16 protein-coding genes and 2 pseudogenes are annotated in these 19,005 nt (G+C 39.6%); 15 read left to right on the forward strand and 3 right to left on the reverse strand.

Annotation, left to right across the window (positions count from 1 at the left end):
• The first annotated feature begins 210 nt into the window (after positions 1 to 210).
• From AC6HZ4_RS06840 to AC6HZ4_RS06855, 4 genes and pseudogenes are all read left to right on the forward strand, one after another.
• On the forward strand, positions 211 to 564 hold the full coding sequence (locus AC6HZ4_RS06840; protein ID WP_497494239.1) for a VOC family protein: 354 nt from the start codon (positions 211 to 213) through the stop codon (positions 562 to 564).
• Between the two features lie 513 nt (positions 565 to 1,077).
• Entirely contained in the window at positions 1,078 to 2,133 is a 1,056-nt protein-coding gene (locus AC6HZ4_RS06845; RefSeq protein WP_497494240.1) for a PQQ-dependent sugar dehydrogenase, read from the forward strand.
• A gap of 70 nt (positions 2,134 to 2,203) precedes the next feature.
• Positions 2,204 to 2,719, forward strand: a complete 516-nt coding sequence (locus AC6HZ4_RS06850) for a DinB family protein (RefSeq protein ID WP_497494241.1) — start codon at positions 2,204 to 2,206, stop codon at positions 2,717 to 2,719.
• A gap of 234 nt (positions 2,720 to 2,953) precedes the next feature.
• Positions 2,954 to 3,210 (forward strand): annotated as a pseudogene (locus AC6HZ4_RS06855) (MFS transporter); the annotation flags it as partial.
• A gap of 94 nt (positions 3,211 to 3,304) precedes the next feature.
• On the opposite strand, the gene AC6HZ4_RS06860 reads toward AC6HZ4_RS06855, so the two are convergent.
• Positions 3,305 to 3,838 carry a dihydrofolate reductase family protein gene (locus AC6HZ4_RS06860; protein ID WP_497495624.1) on the reverse strand — a complete coding sequence of 178 codons (534 nt, stop codon included), beginning with the start codon at positions 3,836 to 3,838 and terminating at the stop codon, positions 3,305 to 3,307.
• Positions 3,839 to 4,158: 320 nt separating this feature from the next.
• On the opposite strand from AC6HZ4_RS06860, the gene AC6HZ4_RS06865 reads away from it, so the two are divergent.
• The 7 genes from AC6HZ4_RS06865 to AC6HZ4_RS06895 all read left to right on the forward strand — a co-directional run bounded on the left by AC6HZ4_RS06865 (position 4,159) and on the right by AC6HZ4_RS06895 (position 12,715).
• Positions 4,159 to 5,457, forward strand: coding sequence for an ABC transporter substrate-binding protein (locus AC6HZ4_RS06865; RefSeq protein WP_497494242.1), 1,299 nt, complete (start codon positions 4,159 to 4,161; stop codon positions 5,455 to 5,457).
• Positions 5,458 to 5,575: 118 nt separating this feature from the next.
• Positions 5,576 to 6,475, forward strand: coding sequence for a carbohydrate ABC transporter permease (locus AC6HZ4_RS06870; RefSeq protein WP_497494243.1), 900 nt, complete (start codon positions 5,576 to 5,578; stop codon positions 6,473 to 6,475).
• Positions 6,476 to 6,480: 5 nt separating this feature from the next.
• Positions 6,481 to 7,374: a carbohydrate ABC transporter permease gene (locus tag AC6HZ4_RS06875; RefSeq protein ID WP_497494244.1), complete on the forward strand. Its 894-nt coding sequence runs from the start codon at positions 6,481 to 6,483 to the stop codon at positions 7,372 to 7,374.
• Positions 7,375 to 7,391: 17 nt separating this feature from the next.
• Positions 7,392 to 8,426 (forward strand): glycoside hydrolase family 88/105 protein, encoded by a 1,035-nt coding sequence (locus AC6HZ4_RS06880; RefSeq protein WP_497494245.1) that lies wholly within the window; start codon positions 7,392 to 7,394, stop codon positions 8,424 to 8,426.
• 107 nt (positions 8,427 to 8,533) lie between these two features.
• Positions 8,534 to 9,241, forward strand: coding sequence for a rhamnogalacturonan acetylesterase (locus AC6HZ4_RS06885; protein WP_497494246.1), 708 nt, complete (start codon positions 8,534 to 8,536; stop codon positions 9,239 to 9,241).
• A gap of 28 nt (positions 9,242 to 9,269) precedes the next feature.
• Positions 9,270 to 11,261, forward strand: a complete 1,992-nt coding sequence (locus AC6HZ4_RS06890) for a beta-galactosidase (RefSeq protein ID WP_497494247.1) — start codon at positions 9,270 to 9,272, stop codon at positions 11,259 to 11,261.
• Positions 11,262 to 11,293: 32 nt separating this feature from the next.
• The gene (locus tag AC6HZ4_RS06895; protein ID WP_497495625.1) at positions 11,294 to 12,715 is read left to right on the forward strand and encodes a family 4 glycosyl hydrolase; all 1,422 of its coding nucleotides are present in this window, start codon (positions 11,294 to 11,296) and stop codon (positions 12,713 to 12,715) included.
• 929 nt (positions 12,716 to 13,644) lie between these two features.
• Here AC6HZ4_RS06895 and AC6HZ4_RS06900 read toward each other — a convergent pair.
• Positions 13,645 to 14,423, reverse strand: a pseudogene (locus AC6HZ4_RS06900) (IS3 family transposase); the annotation flags it as partial.
• A 151-nt stretch (positions 14,424 to 14,574) separates the two neighbouring features.
• Between AC6HZ4_RS06900 and AC6HZ4_RS06905 the strand changes: the two are divergent.
• The 4 genes from AC6HZ4_RS06905 (at position 14,575) to AC6HZ4_RS06920 (ending at position 17,086) form a co-directional block, all read left to right on the forward strand.
• Entirely contained in the window at positions 14,575 to 14,973 is a 399-nt protein-coding gene (locus AC6HZ4_RS06905; protein ID WP_497494248.1) for a hypothetical protein, read from the forward strand.
• A gap of 340 nt (positions 14,974 to 15,313) precedes the next feature.
• Positions 15,314 to 16,330 (forward strand): DUF3231 family protein, encoded by a 1,017-nt coding sequence (locus AC6HZ4_RS06910; RefSeq protein ID WP_497494250.1) that lies wholly within the window; start codon positions 15,314 to 15,316, stop codon positions 16,328 to 16,330.
• Positions 16,331 to 16,389: 59 nt separating this feature from the next.
• On the forward strand, positions 16,390 to 16,683 hold the full coding sequence (locus tag AC6HZ4_RS06915; RefSeq protein WP_497494251.1) for a CPBP family intramembrane glutamic endopeptidase: 294 nt from the start codon (positions 16,390 to 16,392) through the stop codon (positions 16,681 to 16,683).
• 223 nt (positions 16,684 to 16,906) lie between these two features.
• Positions 16,907 to 17,086 carry a hypothetical protein gene (locus AC6HZ4_RS06920; RefSeq protein WP_497494252.1) on the forward strand — a complete coding sequence of 60 codons (180 nt, stop codon included), beginning with the start codon at positions 16,907 to 16,909 and terminating at the stop codon, positions 17,084 to 17,086.
• A 394-nt stretch (positions 17,087 to 17,480) separates the two neighbouring features.
• Here the strand turns inward: AC6HZ4_RS06920 and AC6HZ4_RS06925 are convergent, their stop codons facing one another.
• Positions 17,481 to 18,914, reverse strand: coding sequence for an alanine/glycine:cation symporter family protein (locus tag AC6HZ4_RS06925; RefSeq protein ID WP_497494253.1), 1,434 nt, complete (start codon positions 18,912 to 18,914; stop codon positions 17,481 to 17,483).
• Between the last annotated feature and the right edge of the window lie 91 nt (positions 18,915 to 19,005).

Below are 19,005 nucleotides of genomic sequence, written 5' to 3' on the forward strand. Positions count from 1 at the left end.
CCGAGAATGAGGGAAACCTAGTGTTGGCGCGGATGTCCGAGGGAACCCCTAGCGATTTCACTGCCGATAATAGTTTATTATGTTAACTTGAAATGTATGGAATATACAGGAAAAATATACAGCAAACTCTTAATCTTTTATGGTAAAATTTAGATAAAATGATTTCATTTAGCAATCTATTATTACTAAAAGAAAAGGAGCAGGACGATTATGCAAATCTACAAAATATTGACACCTATCTATGTAAATGAAATGGAAAAAGCTCTTCCGTATTACGAAGAACTGCTTCAAACTAAGGCAGGAACAAGATTTCATTATACAGAGAAGAATTTGGACATTGCAGTTGTGGGACAAATTCTACTTATAAGCGGAACAGATGAAGCATTGGAAGTTGTACAGAATATCGCTTTGTCTTTCTTAGTAGATGATATTCACGCTTATAAAACTTGGCTGTTGGATAACGGGGCTGCGATACGGCAAGATATAACGAAAGTTCCGACAGGTTACAACATGATTGTGCAACAACCGGATGGTACGATAATTGAATATGTTGAGCATATTTAACATAGTGGAAAAATACACTTTTAACTTCCACTTTCGGGAATTGTGTAAAGAAGCCTGTTCAATTGAACAGACTTCTTAAGTTTGTCCTACCTAACAAAAACAATTTGTAAAGGTCTACTTTTACAGACAGAAGAACTTCCGATAATGACATGTTTGCAGGACAAGCCACAGCTATGCAGAATATGATCCACTAATAGGTGTTATCGATAGCGCTAATATAGCACTAACACAGTACCTGAAAGAGGGGAACATAGCACATGCACACTATACAAGCCATATTGGAACGACTAAAAGAACACAATGTTAAAGAAGTAAGCAAAGATGTAACTATTCATCTTGCTGATAATTATTTCAATTTTGTAAAAATATGGTATACTATTTAATAGAAAACACCTCTTCTTAGGATTGTTTGGTCGCACTTACATTCTATTAGAAAGGTGTTCTTTTTGTTGTTATGGATAATGAATACACCTGCTGAAAAAGGTATCCCTGATAGAGGGAGGGGAGAGTTACATGCGATTAAAACAAATGGCTGTTATCGGAATGTTATTCATTGTATTGACGATATTCACTGGCTGCTTTAATTCAAATACACCGGATTCCTCCGCCCCGACTCGTGTCGCTCCTACAGCCTTGGCAGAGCGTTTGCGTGTACCTTGGGCAATCGCTTTTGATGGGGACACAATCTATATTAGCGAGAGGGGAGGGAATATTGTAAAAATTGTAGGGGAGACAACGACACGGAAGTCCGTTCATCTGCGTAAGAATGTACACAATGATGGGGAGGGCGGCTTTCTTGGCTTCGTATTAACGCCTGATTTTGCGCAAACGAAACAAGCCTATGCGTATCATACATATGTGAAAGGCGGGGAAGTGTTGAACCGCGTTGTTCTTCTGGAGGAGAAGGAGGATGGATGGGAAGAAGTGAAGGTATTTATTGAAAACATCCCCGGCTCATTTATACATGATGGGGGGAGAATGGCAATTGGTCCGGATAACCATCTCTACATCACAACCGGGGATTCCGGACGTGGGGAGCTGGCGCAGAATCTCAACAGCTTAGCCGGGAAGATTTTGCGGATGACACTCGACGGCCGCGTTCCGGCAGATAATCCATTTCCGGGTTCATACGTCTATTCGTACGGCCACCGCAATTCGCAAGGCATTGCCTGGAATGACAAAGGTGAGATGTATAACTCAGAGCATGGGCCCGACGGTTATGATGAAATTAATATTATTAAAGCCGGCGGCAATTACGGCTGGCCGGAGATTATTGGAGATGAACAACAAGAAGGCATGATCACGCCGATTTATCACACAGGGGAGACAGCGATTGCGCCTTCTGGCATTGCAATGGATGGGGAGAATCGCTTGCTGGTGGCCACGTTGCGAGGACAGAAGCTGTATCGTTACGATCCGCAGGATAAGAAGATGGAAACATTGCTGGAAAACGAAGGAAGGCTGAGGGACGTGAAGATTCATAATGGGATTATTTATGTTATTACGAATAATACGGACGGACGAGGCAGTCCTGCGGAAAATGATGACCGGCTGCTGCGGTTGAATTGATAGGTAAGGATATGTATTTATGAGGAAGCACAGACGAGTTATATCAATAATAAAATAGGGGGAATTTCAAATGAAGCATCACATACTATCACTGTATGATTATCATGTATGGGCAAATAAAAGAGTTCTTGAGCACTTGAAAGAACTGCCGCAAACTATTTATTACAAGGAGATTCAAAGTGTTTTTCCGTCTATCTCAGAGGTTTTGGTACATATTTACATTGCCGATACCGTTTGGTTAGGTGTCATGTCTGGTGACAGTTTCGATAAAATCGCAGAATTAAGGAGCCAACTGTGGGAAAAAACAAAAGGAAAAAGCATCGAAGAAATGGAGACGATGTTTTTTGACTTATCCGATCAATTTAAAGTATTTTTCGATAGTCAAGGGGATCTGGATCAACCAGTGTTCATGGAACACCCTAATTTGGGTCGGTTGGAAACCAATCTTTTTGAATTGGTACAGCATGTTGTCAATCATGGCACGTATCATCGCGGGAATATAACAGCTATGTTGCGTCAGCTAGGATATCCCGGTGTTATGACTGATTATGTTCTTTATTTGTATGCAATAAATATGAAAAAATAGATTTCCCCCTGCCAATCATATCCGTGTTTTGTTTATAGGGTCCTGATGGAAAAACGCAGATAATACAATTTTCTGAAGTGAATTCTCCGCTGTTGCTATGACAAGGCTATATAAAGAGGGTTGTGAAGTATTGCGATTGAACGAACCTGTCCTGTTCGTAATATCATCAAAATTTTTTGCAAACATCAAATTTAATCAAATCAAAGGAACTGAAAATGAAAGAAGGAATGAAACGTGGAACGCCTATGGACGAAGTCGTTTGTTCTTATGATTATGGGGATGTTTTTCCTTTTCACCGCATTTTATATGCTGTATCCAACGTTGCCGCTGTTTATTAAGGAGAGAGGTGGCAACGAGTCGCAGGTAGGTCTGGCAATGGGGGCGTTTATGCTGTTTCCGTTATTTTTCGACCATTTGTAGGAGGGCTGCTGGACCGGTTTGGTAGGCGTCTGTTTATTGTCTGTGGACTGCTATTCTTCGCTGTAACAATGTAATGGATAGGACCTTCCTTAACTTTTGTTTTTTCAGTGACTTCTTTTATAACATTTAACACAACCTTTTATTTAATTAGCTGGAGTTTGCAGTTCACCTTTTTACTTCGTAATGAAGTTCAACAAATTGATTGTAACGCTGTATATCTCTTAAAGTGAGCTCCAGGCTATAATTATCTTTCTTAAACAAAGGAATGCCTTTTCCAATTAAAACGGGAGCCACTGTAATAATAAGCTCATCGACTAATTTTTCTTTTATAAATGAGTGCAGCAAATCTCCTCCACCCACAATCCAAATGTTTGTTCCTTCTTCATTTTTTAGTTGGTTAGTAAAGCGAATGATATCTGTGTTAACAAATTTTACATTTTTGAAGTCTTCAATAACGCTTCTTGAAAAAACATAGCATGTTTTATTTTCATACGGGAACCCTCCATCTACATGGTTCAAAATCCAATCGTAAGTTTTTCTCCCCATTAAAATAGTATCCACAGTTTCATAAAACCTTGAATAACCGTTATCGCCCTCACCATCAATTTTAAATAGCCATTCCAAAGATTCGTCCTGTGCGGCAATATAACCATCTAAACTTGTGGCAATGAATAATACTACTTTACGTTGAGCGTTCATCATATCCCCCTTTAAAGTTCTTAAACTTTACCTATATTCAACAATTTTTGCAGTGTTCCTTCTTCAATCCCCCTTTTCTGTGAAGATTAACAATCTTCTTTAATAAAACTTAAAAGTTTGGCGGATGCCAAGGGAATAGCGGATTATAGACGCTATTCTCTTATTCATCTGATGAGACGAGCAGATGAATAAAGCATGTGTAGACATCCCTGTTTTTTAAACAATCATGTCTAGTTTTTCAATTCAAGATTTGCTGGAAATAACCTAAAATAATACATGTAAGCACTTTCAGCAAGGACAAGATGAGGGAGAGGAACGATATGAAAAAGCTTTTCTTATCCGCATTATGTGTGGGTTTACTAGGATCGTTTGCAGGCTGCAGCTCAAAGAGTGAAGAAACAGCAAGTAAAAGCAGCAAGGAAGAAGCGATCACATTACGTGTATCCTGGTGGGGCGGGCAGCCACGACACGATTATACAATGAAAGTTATTGAAATGTATGAAAAGGAACATCCAAACGTTCATATTGAAGCAGAATTTTCCAACTGGGATGATTATTGGAAGAAGCTGGCGCCCATGGCTGCGGCAAACCAGCTGCCTGACGTAATGCAAATGGATACAGCGTATTTATCGCAATACGGCGAAAAGGGGCAGCTTGAGGATTTAACTCCTTACACAAAAGATAAGACAATCGATGTAAGCTCGATTGATCCAAACAATCTATCGGGCGGAATGATTGGCAAGAAGCTGTACGGCTTTGCCTTAGGCTCAAACGTGTTATCTGTCATTGCAAATGATGACTTGTTAAAGCAAGCAGGCGTTGAAATCAATGATAAAAACTGGACCTGGGATGATTTTGAAAAGATGGCGACTGGGGTTCGGGAAAAAACCGGTCAATATGGAACGAACGGCATGAATCCGCCAGATGTGTTCTTCCCTTACTACTTAAGAACGCAGGGGGAGAGATTTTATAAAAAGGATGGGACAGGCCTTGCGTATTCCGATGACAAGCTGTTTATCGATTACTTTGAAAGACAGCTTCGTTTAGTGGATGCCAAAGCATTCCCAACGCCTGATGAACAAGCGCAGGTGAAAGGACTTGAGGATGACTTTATTGTAAAAGGCAAATCCGCTGTAACATGGAACTATTCCAACCAGTACCTTGGCTTTGCACAATTGTCCAAATCAGCGCTTAGTCTATATTTACCGCCTGAACAAGAAAAGGAAGAGGCATTGTTTTTAAGACCGAGCATGTTCTTCTCCGTTCCAAAGAGCTCTAAGCATAAGGAAGAAGCGGCAAAGTTTATTGACTTCTACACAAACAATATTGAAGCAAACAAGCTTATCAAGGGAGAACGCGGCGTACCGGTATCCTCTAAGGTAGCGGACGCTATCAAGCCGGAGCTAAGCGAACAAGCAAAGAAGATTTTTGAATATGTAGAACGGGCTTCACAGCATGCAAGTGAAACAGACCCGCCAGATCCTCTTGGCAGCGCGGAGGTAATGAAAGCACTTAAGGATATTTCGGATCAAATTTTATTCAAGAAAATTACGCCTGCAGAAGGTGCAAAGAAATTTAGAACGCAAGCAAATGAAATTTTAGCTAGAAACAAGCAATAGAGACAACGGTGAGAGAGTACGAAAGCTGCAGCATTTAATGGTTTTCGTACTCCTCTTTATCAAAGCCACAATCGCTTTTTGAATAAGTTTACTATTTTCTAGAATGGAGCTGAGAGAAATGAAACTTCGATCAACGAGCGACAATATAGCAGGATATGCCTTTATTTCTCCATTTATTATCGGCTTTATGGCATTTACAATCATTCCAATGGCTATTTCGCTGTACTTGTCCTTTACGAATTATGATTTGTTTTCCACGCCAAAATGGATTGGGTTAGATAACTATATAAAAATGTTTACAGGTGATGAAAAGTTTTGGCATTCCTTACAGGTTACCTTTACTTATGTACTAGCAGGAGTTCCGCTGCGGCTAGCTTTCGCATTATGTGTGGCAATGCTCCTCAATCGTGCCTCCAAAGGGGTTGGGATTTATCGGACACTCTTTTATCTTCCATCCATCATCGGGGGAAGCGTAGCTGTTGCGATTATGTGGCGCAATATTTTCGGGAATGATGGAACAATTAACGCTCTTTTATTCTTCATGGGAATTGATAAAAAAATTCTTTGGTATCAAGATCCGACTAGTGCATTATGGACATTGATTTTGCTGTCAGTTTGGCAATTTGGCTCATCCATGTTGATTTTCTTGGCAGGTTTAAAAAATATTCCGCCGACATATTACGAAGCTGCTAGTGTTGATGGCGCAAACGGGCTGCAGCAATTTTTCAAGATTACACTACCTCAATTAAGCCCGATTATCTTCTTTAACCTAGTCATGCAAACGATTTCAGCATTTATGACATTTACTCCTGCCTACATTATTTCAAAGGGCGAAGGAGGTCCGCTCGACGGAACGCTTCTGTATTCCTTATATTTGTTCCAAAAAGCCTTTAACTTCTTCCAAATGGGATATGCCTCTGCAATGGCATGGGTGATGCTGCTTATAGTCGGTTTACTCACATTGATTTTATTTAAAACATCATCTTATTGGGTTCATTATGAATCAAAGGAGGATTAAAGATAATGAAACTAGTTCAAGAGACTCCAAAAAGCAGAATTAGCGAGCCGGTTACAATCAATCCGCCAAAAGTTAAGCCCAAAAGAATACTCTATCATGTTTTGACGGGCAGCTTAGCTGTTCTGATGCTATATCCTATCATTTGGTTATTAATGAGCTCCTTTAAGGAAAGCTCCAAGGTCTTTATTACAGCTCATTCTCTTATCCCAAATCCATTCATTTTGAGCAACTATACAGAGGGATGGAAAGGAATTGCTGGTCAGTCCTTTGGTGTATTTATTAAAAACTCTTTAATCATCGTTGGATTATCAACGATTGGCGCTGTTATCTCCTCTGCTTGTATTGCTTACGGATTTGCGCGTATTCAGTTTAAAGGGAAGGCATTTTGGTTTGCTTGTATGATGGTAACGATGATGCTTCCTCATGAAGTCGTAATGATTCCACAATACATTCTGTTTTCAAAGCTTGGCTGGTTGAATTCCTTTAAACCGATTGTTGTACCACAATTTTTTGGGCACGCGTTTTTTATCTTCTTAATGGTTCAATTTATCCGTACGATTCCTGTAGAGCTGGATGAAGCTGCTAGAATTGATGGCTGCGGAAGATTTAGTATCTTTTTTAGAATTATTTTGCCGCTCATTCTACCGGCGCTGGCTACATCAGCAATCTTTTCCTTCTACTGGAAATGGGAAGATTTAATCAATCCGGTGCTGTATTTGAATAAAGCGGAAATGTACCCAGTATCGTTGGCGTTAAAGCTATTTTTAGATACGGAAACTGCTTCAAACTGGGGCGCTATGTTTGCAATGTCCGTTGTATCCTTGCTTCCAGTTGTGCTTATTTTCTTCCTATTCCAGAAGTATATTGTCGAGGGAATTAGCACAAGTGGATTAAAGTAATGGGGAGGAGAGCTATCATGCCCGCACTTGTATACGATGAGAACGAAATTCTAACAGCTATCGATCGTGTTGTTCACCGCACCTTCCAAATGGATTTCAACTGGGATTGGCCGGGAGGAGTGGCGTTCTATGGGGTTGCTGAAGCATATGAGGCAACAGGGAAAGGTGAGTATATCGAACTTTTAAGAAAATGGGTAGATGAAAAATTAGAGGATGGTCTTCCGAAGCTTTCGGTGAACGGGGTATCAATTGGCCACGCGCTTTTGTCGCTTTATCAAGCGACAGACGATGAGAAATACATTAATGCAGCTATTCAAATGGCAGAATTTTTACAGCGTGATGCGGATCGCTTTGCAGACGGAATTTTCCAGCATACAGTCAATTCAGAAACGTATATCTTTCCTAAGCAAGCATGGGTGGACACGATGATGATGGCTGGTTTGTTTTTACTTCGAATGGGGAAGTTTCTGGGAAGAGAGGATTTCTTTGAAGATGGATTAAAGCAGTACCATGGCCATGAAGACTTCCTCCAGGATGAAACTACTAATCTATACTATCATGGCTGGGATAACATTGCACAAAATCATATGTCGGGTATTTTCTGGGCTCGCGGAAACGGATGGGCTGCCTTAACGATGGCAAAGGCTTTGGAGCTTGTTGATGTAACCCATCCCTCCTATATGATTATTGACGGGTCGCTGCGAGATCAATTAAGCGCATTGGTTCGATTGCAATCTGATACTGGTCTATGGCATACAGTCGTGGACAATCCCGAGTCGTATCCAGAGGTCTCAGGTTCAGCAGGAATTGCAACTGCCCTTCTTTCCAGAGGATCCTTATATCACAAACATATTCAAAAATCGATTCATGGAATTTTGGATCGAATTACTGAGGACGGCAGGGTAACGCAGGTATCTGCAGGAACCGCAGTGATGCGAGATATGCAAGGATATATGGATGTACCGTACAAACGAATTCAAGGATGGGGACAAGGATTGACTCTTGCCTTTTTAGCCAGTCTATTAAAGGCGAACAAAAGGGTGTTCGATTAGGGGCCAGGGGATAAAGCGGATTGTCGAAATTCAAAGGCAATCCGTTTTGTTTCTTCACTGTCCAGTTGCTTTTGATTATACAAATTGGAATAGGGTGAATGAGTCAAATGAAAAATCAAAATGAACGGATTCAGGTCTTTTTAGCAGGGGATTCGACCGTCGCCAATTGTCCAAAGCATGAAGCGCCGATGGCTGGCTGGGGACAAGTACTGGGCTCTTTTTTTACTGAACAGGTCATTGTCCATAACGAAGCAATGGGCGGGAGGAGTTCAAACAGCTTTATTACAGAACGCAGGTTGACTAGCATTCTTGAAAGAATCAAGCCAAACGATTATCTATTTATACAGTTTGGTCACAATGATCAAAAGACCTATGGAACACAGCCATTTACAACGTATCAATCTTATTTGACGCAGTACATTACAGGGGCGAGAGAGAGAGGAGCCCTTCCAGTCCTTATTACCTCTGTTCATCGGCGAAGCTTTGATAGTGAGGGAAAGCTGGTCAATACGTTGGGCGATTATCCAGAAGCTATGAAACAATTAGCAGCCATATCTAATGTTCCGTTACTCGATTTATGGTCAAAAACAGAAGTGCTGTACCAATCATTAGGTGTGGAAGGATCGAAACGATTATTTGTGTGGTTTGAGCCTAATGAGCATCCCAATTATCCCAATGGAATTCAGGATAACACCCATTTTTGTGAGGAGGGAGCAACGGAGATTGCTAAATTGGTCATAGAAGGGATCCGGGAATTGCAGCTTCCGTTGGCTGCTTACGTAAAAGACGGTAAAGGATCACAAATGATTTCTTAATGGTTACTAGAAAATGGGGGACAGGTACATGAACAAAAGGTTATATCATGGAGCTGCTTTTTATCCTGAGCTGTGGGGTGAAAGTGTTATAGAGCAGGATATTCAATTCATGAAAGAGGCTGGCATTAACGTCGTAAGAATGGGAGAGTTCGCTTGGTCAACGCTAGAGCCGGAGGAGGGACAGATTGATAGCAGCTTCTTTGTAAATATCATTAACAAACTCTATGAAAACGGCATTGAAACGGTTATGTGTACACCGACTCCTACTCCTCCCATTTGGCTGTCTTATGGTCATCCAGAGCGCATGTATGTTGATGAAGCTGGAAATGTGATGGGACATGGATCCAGACAGCATGTTTGCACGAATAACACTTACTTTAGGGAAAGAGCAGCAATCATTACAGAGCATCTTGCCAAATCGATTGGGAGCTTGCCAGGGGTAATCGGCTGGCAGCTTGACAATGAGTTTAAGTGTCATGTAGCGGAATGTATGTGTGAGACATGCAAAGGCTTATGGCATGAATGGCTAAAGGAGCGCTATGGGACAATCGAACAGTTAAATGAAGCATGGGGGACGCAAATTTGGAGTGAACACTACCGCAGCTTTGAAGAAATACCGCAGCCAGGGCCAGTACCATTTTTGCATCATTCATCATTAAAAACGATGTATCAGCTGTTCTCTATGGAAAAAATCGCTGAATTTGCAGATGAACAGGCTGAGATTATCCGGACATATTCTAACGCACCGATTACACATAACAGCAGCGTGATGTTTCATGTAGACAATGAACGTCTCTTTCAAAACCTTGATTTCGCATCATTTGATACGTATGCCCCTCAAGATAAATTTGGTTCGTACTTACTGAACTGCGACTTATGGAGAAATTTCAAAAAAGGGAAAGACTTTTGGATTATGGAAACAAGCACCTCCTTTAGTGCATCGCTAGAAAGCTATGCGACGCCTCATCCGAACGGATATGTAAGGAGTGAAGCGGTGGCTGCTTACGCACTAGGAGCAGAAGCCTTTTGCTACTGGCTATGGAGACAGCAGCGAACGGGCTGTGAACAGCCCCATGGCTCTGTCATAAGCGCATGGGGAAAGCCGACAGTAGGCTATGCCAGTGTATTGGGGGTCGAACAAGCAAGAAAGGAAATCGAACCGATTATTCTAGCCTCAAGACCGTGTCAGGCTGAAGTCGCCATGACGTATTCGGACAGGGCAAAAGCGTTTTTTAAAACAGAGCCGCATAATAACCTCAATCATAAAGTGATGGTCACCGGGTTTTATGAACGAATGCTGGCAACAGGGATTCATCGGGAGTTGATTCCAGAAGGGGCGGACTTAGAAGGCTATAAGCTGCTATGTACTCCTTTTCTCCATTATGTATCTCCCGACTATATAGCAAAAGCAAAAGCATTTGTTGAAAAGGGAGGCATCTGGATAATTGGCCCTCTAACGGGAGGAAGAACAGAGCATCATACGATTCATACGGATGCAGCGTTAGGGGCACTAGAGCATATTGCAGGTGTGGAAACATTGTTTACGTTTCCGATGGATGGTACAGGCTCAGTAGGAAAAGCTTTCGATGTATCGGCACCATTAGGGCTCTGGAGCTCTGTATTTGAACCGAAGGAGGCAAAGACCGTTGGCATCATTGAGGGTGGACTTACACCAGGGAAGGCATTTTTAACAGAGCGTCAGTATGGCAAGGGGAAAATTGTTATGCTTGGCTCCATGCCTATGGGGGAAGACGGCAATGCTTTGCTCATGAAGCTGCTCGATCACTATGCCCTTGAAGCTGGTGTTACGCTTCGCACCGATGTAACAGAAGGAACAATTGTTGCGCCGAGACGAGGAGATGGGTATACAGTTTGGATTATTGTGAACATGGACGGAAAAGGAGGAAATGTGACTGCGCCGCAGGATGGAATAGATTTACTTACGCAAAGTAAAGTATTTTCAGGGAAATTAGAAATTGGCAGCTATGAATACCGAATCATTAGATTCGATGAGCAATGACTTACAAAATAAGCAGAAGGGAAGATAAGATGATGCAGTATAGCGAAAGTAAAGTCCACGACATCAAAATTGCTTATATTGGAGGCGGATCGCAGGGATGGGCGAGAAGCTTCATGAATGATCTTGCATTGGAGGAGAGAATTTCCGGTACAGTCGCTTTGTATGATTTGAATTTTGAAGCTGCGGTGCGGAATGAAAAGCTGGGGAATGTTCTCTCTCAACAACCTAATGTAAAAGGGAAATGGAAATATGAAGCAGTGCAAACCATTCGTGAGGCGCTAACTGGAGCTGACTTTGTTATTATTTCAATTCTTCCTGGCTCATTTCAAGAGATGGCATCCGATGTCCATTTGCCTGAGAAATACGGAATCTATCAATCTGTAGGGGACACGGTAGGTCCAGGCGGAATCATGAGGGCGCTTCGCACCATTCCTATTTATGCGGAGATTGCCGAACAGATCAAAGCATATTCCCCGAACGCTTGGGTGATCAATTATACAAATCCAATGTCATTATGTACGCGAACTTTGTTCGAAGTATTTCCAAATATAAAAGCGATTGGCTGCTGCCACGAGGTATTCCATACCCAGCAGCTTTTGGCCGATATGGTGAAGGATTTACTAGAGTTAGAGGCAGAGAGCCGCAAGGACATTAAAGTGAACGTTCTTGGCATTAACCATTTTACCTGGATTAATCGGGCATCGTATCAAGGGATTGATTTAATGCCTTTATATGCACAGTTTGTTGATACATACTATGATACAGGCTATGAAGCTTCAGAAGGTCAATGGCTTGGCAGTGTGTTCGACTCTTGTCACCGGGTAAAATTCGATTTGTTTAAAAAATATGGTCTAATCGCTGCAGCAGGAGACCGTCACCTAGCTGAATTTATGCCCCCTTGGTATCTAAAGGATCCGGAGACGGTAAAATCTTGGAAGTTTCATCTCACTTCTGTAAACTTTCGCATTCAACAGCACGAAAGAAAGATTATGGAGAATCAAAAGCTGCTTTCCGGGGAGGAGAAAATGTACATAAAGCCTTCCGGGGAGGAAGGAGTTCAGATGATTCTTGCGCTTCTTGGACTAGGGGACTTGGTAACGAACGTAAACCTTCCAAATGCGGGACAAATGCAGGGCCTCCCACTAGGCTCCATTGTGGAAACAAATGCATTCATTCAAAGGGACAGTGTGCAGCCTATTATAGCAGGCAAGCTCCCGCTTGATATTCAAAATATGGTCCAAAGACATGTTTTGAATCAAGAGGCAATATTGAAGGCGGCTCTCAAAAAGGATAAGCAATTGGCCTTTAATGCGTTTATCAATGATCCGTTAGTTGCCATACCTAGAGAGAAAGCGGAGCAGCTGTTTGAGGAAATGCTGCAGAATACTAGAGGATATTTACCAGGATGGGAGATAAAGGATTCTACGGAATCGGCCGCTTATAGTGTTAATTAAGCTGCGTATATTACTAAAAGTCGCCAATGCGACTCGTAGGGAGGAGATGCATTGGCGGTTTTTTATTTTTGTAGATGAGCATGTGATAAATCCTGAAGGTAAGCTAATTATATTGCTAATCTTTTAGTTTTTTTGTATCCCATTTTTTTATTTTTCGCTTCTTGCATTGCACTCCATTGTTACAACAATCGTCCTTAGCTGTTGCTTTTACCCATATAAACATAAAAAGAGGAAATAAGAAAAGGACTAGTATACTGATTAACAGCCCCATTATGTCACCTCCTATTATTTCTACTTCCTTAAAGGTTATGTTTCTAACAAAGCATATTTGTATAGAAGCAGTAATAGCGTCAGTATGCCCGAGCTTTAGAAATTAATTGAAATTGCTTTGAGTTTTTTGAACTGGAACCGGAGATTGAATTAAAATCTAGGATACTTTTGTCAAAATTTTCACTGAGCTAGTAAAATTATTTTTATATCTGGAATAACTAAATTTGATAAACTCTCCTTGTAAAGGCTTTCATGATGAAACTTAAATAACTGTAGGGGGAAAGATGATGAAGAAAAAGTTATGGGCTCCATTGCTTTGTACTGTAATGTCTACTGCTATAATGACAGGCTGTTCAGGAAGCGGCAGCACCGAAAAAGCATCATCAGAAGATTCGAAAAAAGCTGAAACAGTTACTATTAAATTCCATACCTTTGGAAATGAGGCATCTTACAATTGGATAAGTACAATTGATGCTTTTGAGGAAAAATATCCGAATATTGACATTGATTTAGTGACTCTTAGCGAAAAGGGAGACACTCAAGAAGCCACTAAAAAGCTGGATCTCGCAGCTGCATCCGGAGAAAAAATGGATGTCCTCATGTTCAGTGATGCAGCGAGTTATGCACAGCGTGTAAGCATGGGAATGGTTGCACCAATCTTGATCAGAGTGCAGAATGACATCCTTCACATCACGCTTACGTATCGCCTGTTTGAGTGTATCCAGAGCGAGTCGTACACTAGGAGATTCACTGATGACATAGCTGATAATCTCACGGTTGTAGGCATCCATGATGGTAGAAAGATATAAGGTACGCTCTCCAAACATAAGATATGTTACGTCTGTAAACCACTTTTGATTCGGTGCGGTCGCTTCAAACTCTCTTTGGAGAAGGTTAGGAGATACAACTGGCTCCGCTCCTCCTATATATACTTTTTTCTTCCGCCGAACCCTAGATAATAGGCTATACATTCTCATAATTCGTAACACTTTTTTATGATTCACATGGAGCCCCAATCGCCTCAGAAGCGCTGTTACTTTTCGGTATCCATATCGCTGCTTATATTGATGGTACACACGCTGAACTTGTTTTTCTGTTTCATCTGATATGCATTCTAGTTTGTGGATTCAACGATAAAAGGCAGAGCGAGGAATGTTGAGAATCTTACAGAACTCTTTTATCGTAATGGATCCTCTCAGCTCTTTCCATGTCGTGATTACAAGATTGGGTTTCCACTCCTTTCGATCTCTCGGTACTTTCCCAATACAAGAAGTTGCGCCTTTAATTGTTTATTTTCTAACCGTAACTGTTCCACTTCATTTAGTTCTTTTTGGCCTTTCCCATGACTATATTGCTTTCCTACAGGTTGTTCAAATCGATAGGTTTGTCCCATGCGATACCATTTCATCCATGTTTTCAACTGTGATTTATGCTTAATGTAGTGTAGTGCTTTCCAAGAGGGAAAGAAAAAATCTCCTTTGGAAATAGCACTGTTTTTGTGCCGAAAACAGCTATTTGTTATCATTTAAAACACTTACAGGATAATACACTCTCAAATATGAAATGATAATTATTTGAGGAGTGGTAATATGAAGTTCAAAATTTGTTTTACAGTTATAATTTTCACTTTAATGTTTATCCTTTCAGGATTTGAAAATAAAGAACGGGTCGAGGTCTCTATTGTTTCAACTTCGATAACCAAACAAGGACTAAGGTATGACATCAAATTAAAATTTACTAATTGTAATGAACTATGCAAAAAGAATTTGAATTTAAAAGTGAAGCCAGTCATTGAGAATGCTGGCTTTTTGGCTTGGAAATCATGCCCGCAAAGGCACCGTGTCAAGTTGCCAATATTATTCTTGATCCCTGTGTATTTGGCAATTAAAAAAATGCTGTTTATGGTAGTATGTTTTTTGAATGTAAAAAAGAGCCAAAAATATACAAGTTTTTATGCATTACTTGTATATTTTTGGCTCTTTCATTGATTTCGTTATTTCATTAAAGCACCCGTTTACTTTAAGTACAATTTTTCACAATCTTTTTTTGTGTGAGAAAGAAGCAGGCGACCAATGTACATTTTAAAGAAGAATCACACCCTTTTCGCTATAAATTTATCACAATAATAAACTGAATTTACTCAGCCTGCTTCAAACAAAGTGGGGGGCTTCGTAAAAAATTCAAAATATGCTGTTTTTTCAAATCTATACCTTGTTTCTTATCAGTAAAATCTTGTGATTGTTGGAGTTTCTAACTTTTTACATATTTTTTATTCTCTGAGAAAACAATAATAAACACTAAAGAATATCGTAAATCGGAGGATGAACCTTGGAGACAAATAGCCCAATTCGATTAACTGCTCCGGAAATTGCAAGCCTTTGGACTCAATACATTTTTGATACAATGTCCATTTGTTTCTTTCGTTATGCACTCGAACATATCGAAGATCACGAAGTCAAATTGATCTACCAAAATTCCCTTGAATTATCCAAAAAGCATGTCCAAGAAATTACAATATTCATGTTAAAAGAAAATTACCCTATTCCACGTGGGTTTACAGAAAAAGACGACGTAAACATTTACGCACCACGTCTTTTTCAAGACTCTTTCTACCTAAATTATATTTATATCATGAGTTTGCAAGGAATAACTGGATATGCTTTGTCTGTTAGTAATTCAATTCGTTCTGACTTACGGAAGTATTACATAACCTGTATGTCCGAAACGATGGAGCTTTTTGATCAATCCATTGATTTAATGCTTTCAAAAGGACTTTTTACTCGACCTCCTATTATTACGCCACCCGATTCGATCGATTTTGTAAAGCATCAAAGTTTTTTAACTGGATGGTTGGGAAATCGTCGTCCGTTGAATGCTATCGAAATTGGAGATATTACTTTCAATATGCTAAAAATGCATTTACATGCTGCTTTAAAAGTGGGATTCATCCAAGTAGCCCAATCAAAAGAGGCTCGTCAACATTTCATGAGAGGACTTGACATTGCCAATAAACACATAAAAATATTTGAATCGGTATTTAAGGAAAATAAATTAAATTCACCTATTTCCTGGCAGTCAATGATCACGAACTCTACTTCTATGACTTTTTCAGATAAATATATGATGTACCAAATTCAATTGTCTACACAATTAACCCTTTCATATTATGGTTCTGCTTTGAGTGTCAATTCAAGAAGAGATTTAGGTGTTAGCTACTTACGACTAATTTTAGAACTTTTACAATTTGCAGAAGACGGAGCAAACCTAATGATAAAAAATGGATGGTTAGAGCAGCCTCCAACAGCAAGCGACCGAGAATCGCTTGCCAACGGAAAGGAGCAATAAATAATATTCCAGAAACTCGAAGCTAGGAAAAATTCCTAGCTTTTAATGTAATGCACTTCATGAGTCAAATACAACATAAAATCACATCTTCTTGTTCAACTAAACTCCACGTTAATACAATAAGCATACCTTTACAAGTATGTATAAATATAAGCATTTATACGGCTGTTCTTTTTCTAATCATTCATTATCCAATTTGGCTTTATCGCGGGGAATTTTCGAATTTAGGGTCTCATTATTACGTATTGTTACTTGGATTGATCTTTGGTTATGTGTATAAAAAAACTAACTCTTTATGGTCAGTCATTATCTTGCATTCTTTTCATAATTTATTTGTGATTATAAGTCATTGAGCAACTTCCTCTTTCGGCAATTATGTTAGCTAGGTGTGCATAAAATATACACAAATCGTGCCACTTTTGGATTTACCTCGGATTTACATTATTTTAACCCCTATTTGTATCGGAATTTGTTACAATTTGTATTGTTATAATAACTAACACATAAATAGTAAATAATGTAATAAATAGTATACAATCTAATTGTAACAAATGAATTTGGTAAGGAGGGAACACAATGAAACAGTATATCTTTACTTTTGATACGAATAAAAACAATCGAGATTTATTAATTAATGCCAATGGGATTTATGACGCGGTATATCAAGTAAAAGAAATTAAAAAACAGGTAGAGCTTGAGAACAAGTATGATATAAAAATTAAATTTAAAGGAGTTAGGTATAAAAATATTTCCTAACTTCCTTAATATCCTTTTTTCCTTCTCTTCTTCAGTAATAGGCCCGCAACGTTCGTTTTCGTTGGTTGTTCTCTAGCTTTTTTCACTATACATGTTCTTCTTAGCATCCATATAACCCCAGGCATCATTATCTATTCATATTCCATCAGTATTCGTGAAAATTCAAAAACACATTATTACTCTTCCAAGAAACATCAGATACATGACGCCATCCAATTTATGAAATACATATTAGAGCAATCTAAATAATGAATGGGAACAGTATAAGAAGAAAACTTTATAAGTAAGGCAATTACATCCTGTTCGTAGGAAGTCGATGTGAATTTCTTACCAAGTATTTGCCCCAGAACCAAAAAAGATATTCAGACATATTACAGTCTGAATATCTTTTTTATTACATGGTATTTGCCTTTTTTGAAGTTGAAGCATCCTGAGAATGCTCCCAACATTCAATATTTTCAAGACCTTTAATGCTGTCTTTATAAAAAACAGGATCTTTGCCAGCTTTTTTCTGTTTCATGTAATCATGTAACGCAGCAAAGGCTATTTTTGATAGTAATGCAATAGCAATCAAGTTTATGATAACCATAAAGCCCATAAATAAATCCGCTAAATCCCATACAAGCTGGATCTTTGCAACCGAACCGAATATAATCATGGCTAATACGCTTATTCGGTATAGCATCAACCATACTTTACTTTTGTGCAGAAATCGAATGTTTGTTTCTCCATAATAATAGTTACCAATTAACGCACCGAATCCAAATAGGAAAATAAAGATGGCAAGACAGCCTGATGCCCAGGAACCGACGTGTTCACTTAATGCTGCTTGTGTAAGCGCAATGCCATTTAGCTCTGGTTGTTTGTAGGCATCAGAAAGTAAAATAATAAATGCTGTGCTTGTACAGACAATCAGTGTATCTGTTAATACGCCAAATGCTTGAATAAGCCCTTGTTTCACCGGATGGCTTGTTGTTGCCGATGCGGCAACGTTTGGCGCACTTCCCATACCAGCTTCATTCGAGAATAAGCCACGCTTAACTCCATTCATGAGTGCGGCGCCGATTGAACCGCCTGCTATTTGTTCAAATCCAAACGCGTTTTTAACAATAAGTGAAAGAACTTCCGGCATTTTTGTTATGTTTGTAACTACAACAAATAATGCAACACCAATGTATAACACCGCTAGAATCATCACCTTGTATTCAGCCATTTTTGCAATACGCTGCACACCACCAAAGATAATCGCAGCGAAAGCAAGTGCCATGATAATCCCTACAGTTAAACGATCTGTACCGAATGAGTTCTCAAAAGCAATTGTAACGGTATTTGATTGTACAGAATTGAATACAAGACCGAAAGTAAGCGTAATTAAAATGGAGAATAATACTCCCATCCAACGCTTGTTTAATCCTTTTTCCATATAATAGGATGGGCCGCCGCGGAAACCATTTTTATCTTTTACTTTATATACTTGCGCTAACGTACTTTCAACAAAGCTGGACGCTGAGCTAATAATAGAAATAATCCACATCCAGAATACCGCTCCAGGACCGCCTAATGCAATCGCAATCGCAATTCCTGTGATATTGCCTGTTCCAACGCGAGCGGCCATACCAATACAGAACGCTTGAAATGGGGAAACGTCGTCTTTAGAACCAGCTTTCCCTTCCATTAACACACGAACCATTTCCTTTAACATTCGAAACTGTACAAATTTCAACTTAAATGTGAAATAAATTCCGCAAGCAACAAGCATAATAATTAACAATTTAGACCATAGAAAATCATTCGTTGTCCCGACTAGATCCAACAAAAACTGTTCCATATCATCACTCCATATTAAAATTTAGTAGCCCATAATTTATATAGATCCGTCTTAATTTTCCGGCATATCCAAGCTCACCTCATATACGCAT

Source organism: Ectobacillus sp. OTK, from assembly GCF_059698935.1.

Excerpts from the sequence above, each read along its gene's own strand:
- AC6HZ4_RS06840 (WP_497494239.1), top strand. The coding sequence starts at position 211 with ATGCAAATCTACAAAATATTGACACCTATCTATGTAAATGAAATGGAA.
- AC6HZ4_RS06845 (WP_497494240.1), top strand. The coding sequence starts at position 1,078 with ATGCGATTAAAACAAATGGCTGTTATCGGAATGTTATTCATTGTATTG.
- AC6HZ4_RS06850 (WP_497494241.1), top strand. The coding sequence starts at position 2,204 with ATGAAGCATCACATACTATCACTGTATGATTATCATGTATGGGCAAAT.
- AC6HZ4_RS06860 (WP_497495624.1), bottom strand. The coding sequence starts at position 3,838 with ATGAACGCTCAACGTAAAGTAGTATTATTCATTGCCACAAGTTTAGAT.
- AC6HZ4_RS06865 (WP_497494242.1), top strand. The coding sequence starts at position 4,159 with ATGAAAAAGCTTTTCTTATCCGCATTATGTGTGGGTTTACTAGGATCG.
- AC6HZ4_RS06870 (WP_497494243.1), top strand. The coding sequence starts at position 5,576 with ATGAAACTTCGATCAACGAGCGACAATATAGCAGGATATGCCTTTATT.
- AC6HZ4_RS06875 (WP_497494244.1), top strand. The coding sequence starts at position 6,481 with ATGAAACTAGTTCAAGAGACTCCAAAAAGCAGAATTAGCGAGCCGGTT.
- AC6HZ4_RS06880 (WP_497494245.1), top strand. The coding sequence starts at position 7,392 with ATGCCCGCACTTGTATACGATGAGAACGAAATTCTAACAGCTATCGAT.
- AC6HZ4_RS06885 (WP_497494246.1), top strand. The coding sequence starts at position 8,534 with ATGAAAAATCAAAATGAACGGATTCAGGTCTTTTTAGCAGGGGATTCG.
- AC6HZ4_RS06890 (WP_497494247.1), top strand. The coding sequence starts at position 9,270 with ATGAACAAAAGGTTATATCATGGAGCTGCTTTTTATCCTGAGCTGTGG.
- AC6HZ4_RS06895 (WP_497495625.1), top strand. The coding sequence starts at position 11,294 with ATGCAGTATAGCGAAAGTAAAGTCCACGACATCAAAATTGCTTATATT.
- AC6HZ4_RS06905 (WP_497494248.1), top strand. The coding sequence starts at position 14,575 with ATGAAGTTCAAAATTTGTTTTACAGTTATAATTTTCACTTTAATGTTT.
- AC6HZ4_RS06915 (WP_497494251.1), top strand. The coding sequence starts at position 16,390 with ATGAGTCAAATACAACATAAAATCACATCTTCTTGTTCAACTAAACTC.
- AC6HZ4_RS06920 (WP_497494252.1), top strand. The coding sequence starts at position 16,907 with ATGAAACAGTATATCTTTACTTTTGATACGAATAAAAACAATCGAGAT.
- AC6HZ4_RS06925 (WP_497494253.1), bottom strand. The coding sequence starts at position 18,914 with ATGGAACAGTTTTTGTTGGATCTAGTCGGGACAACGAATGATTTTCTA.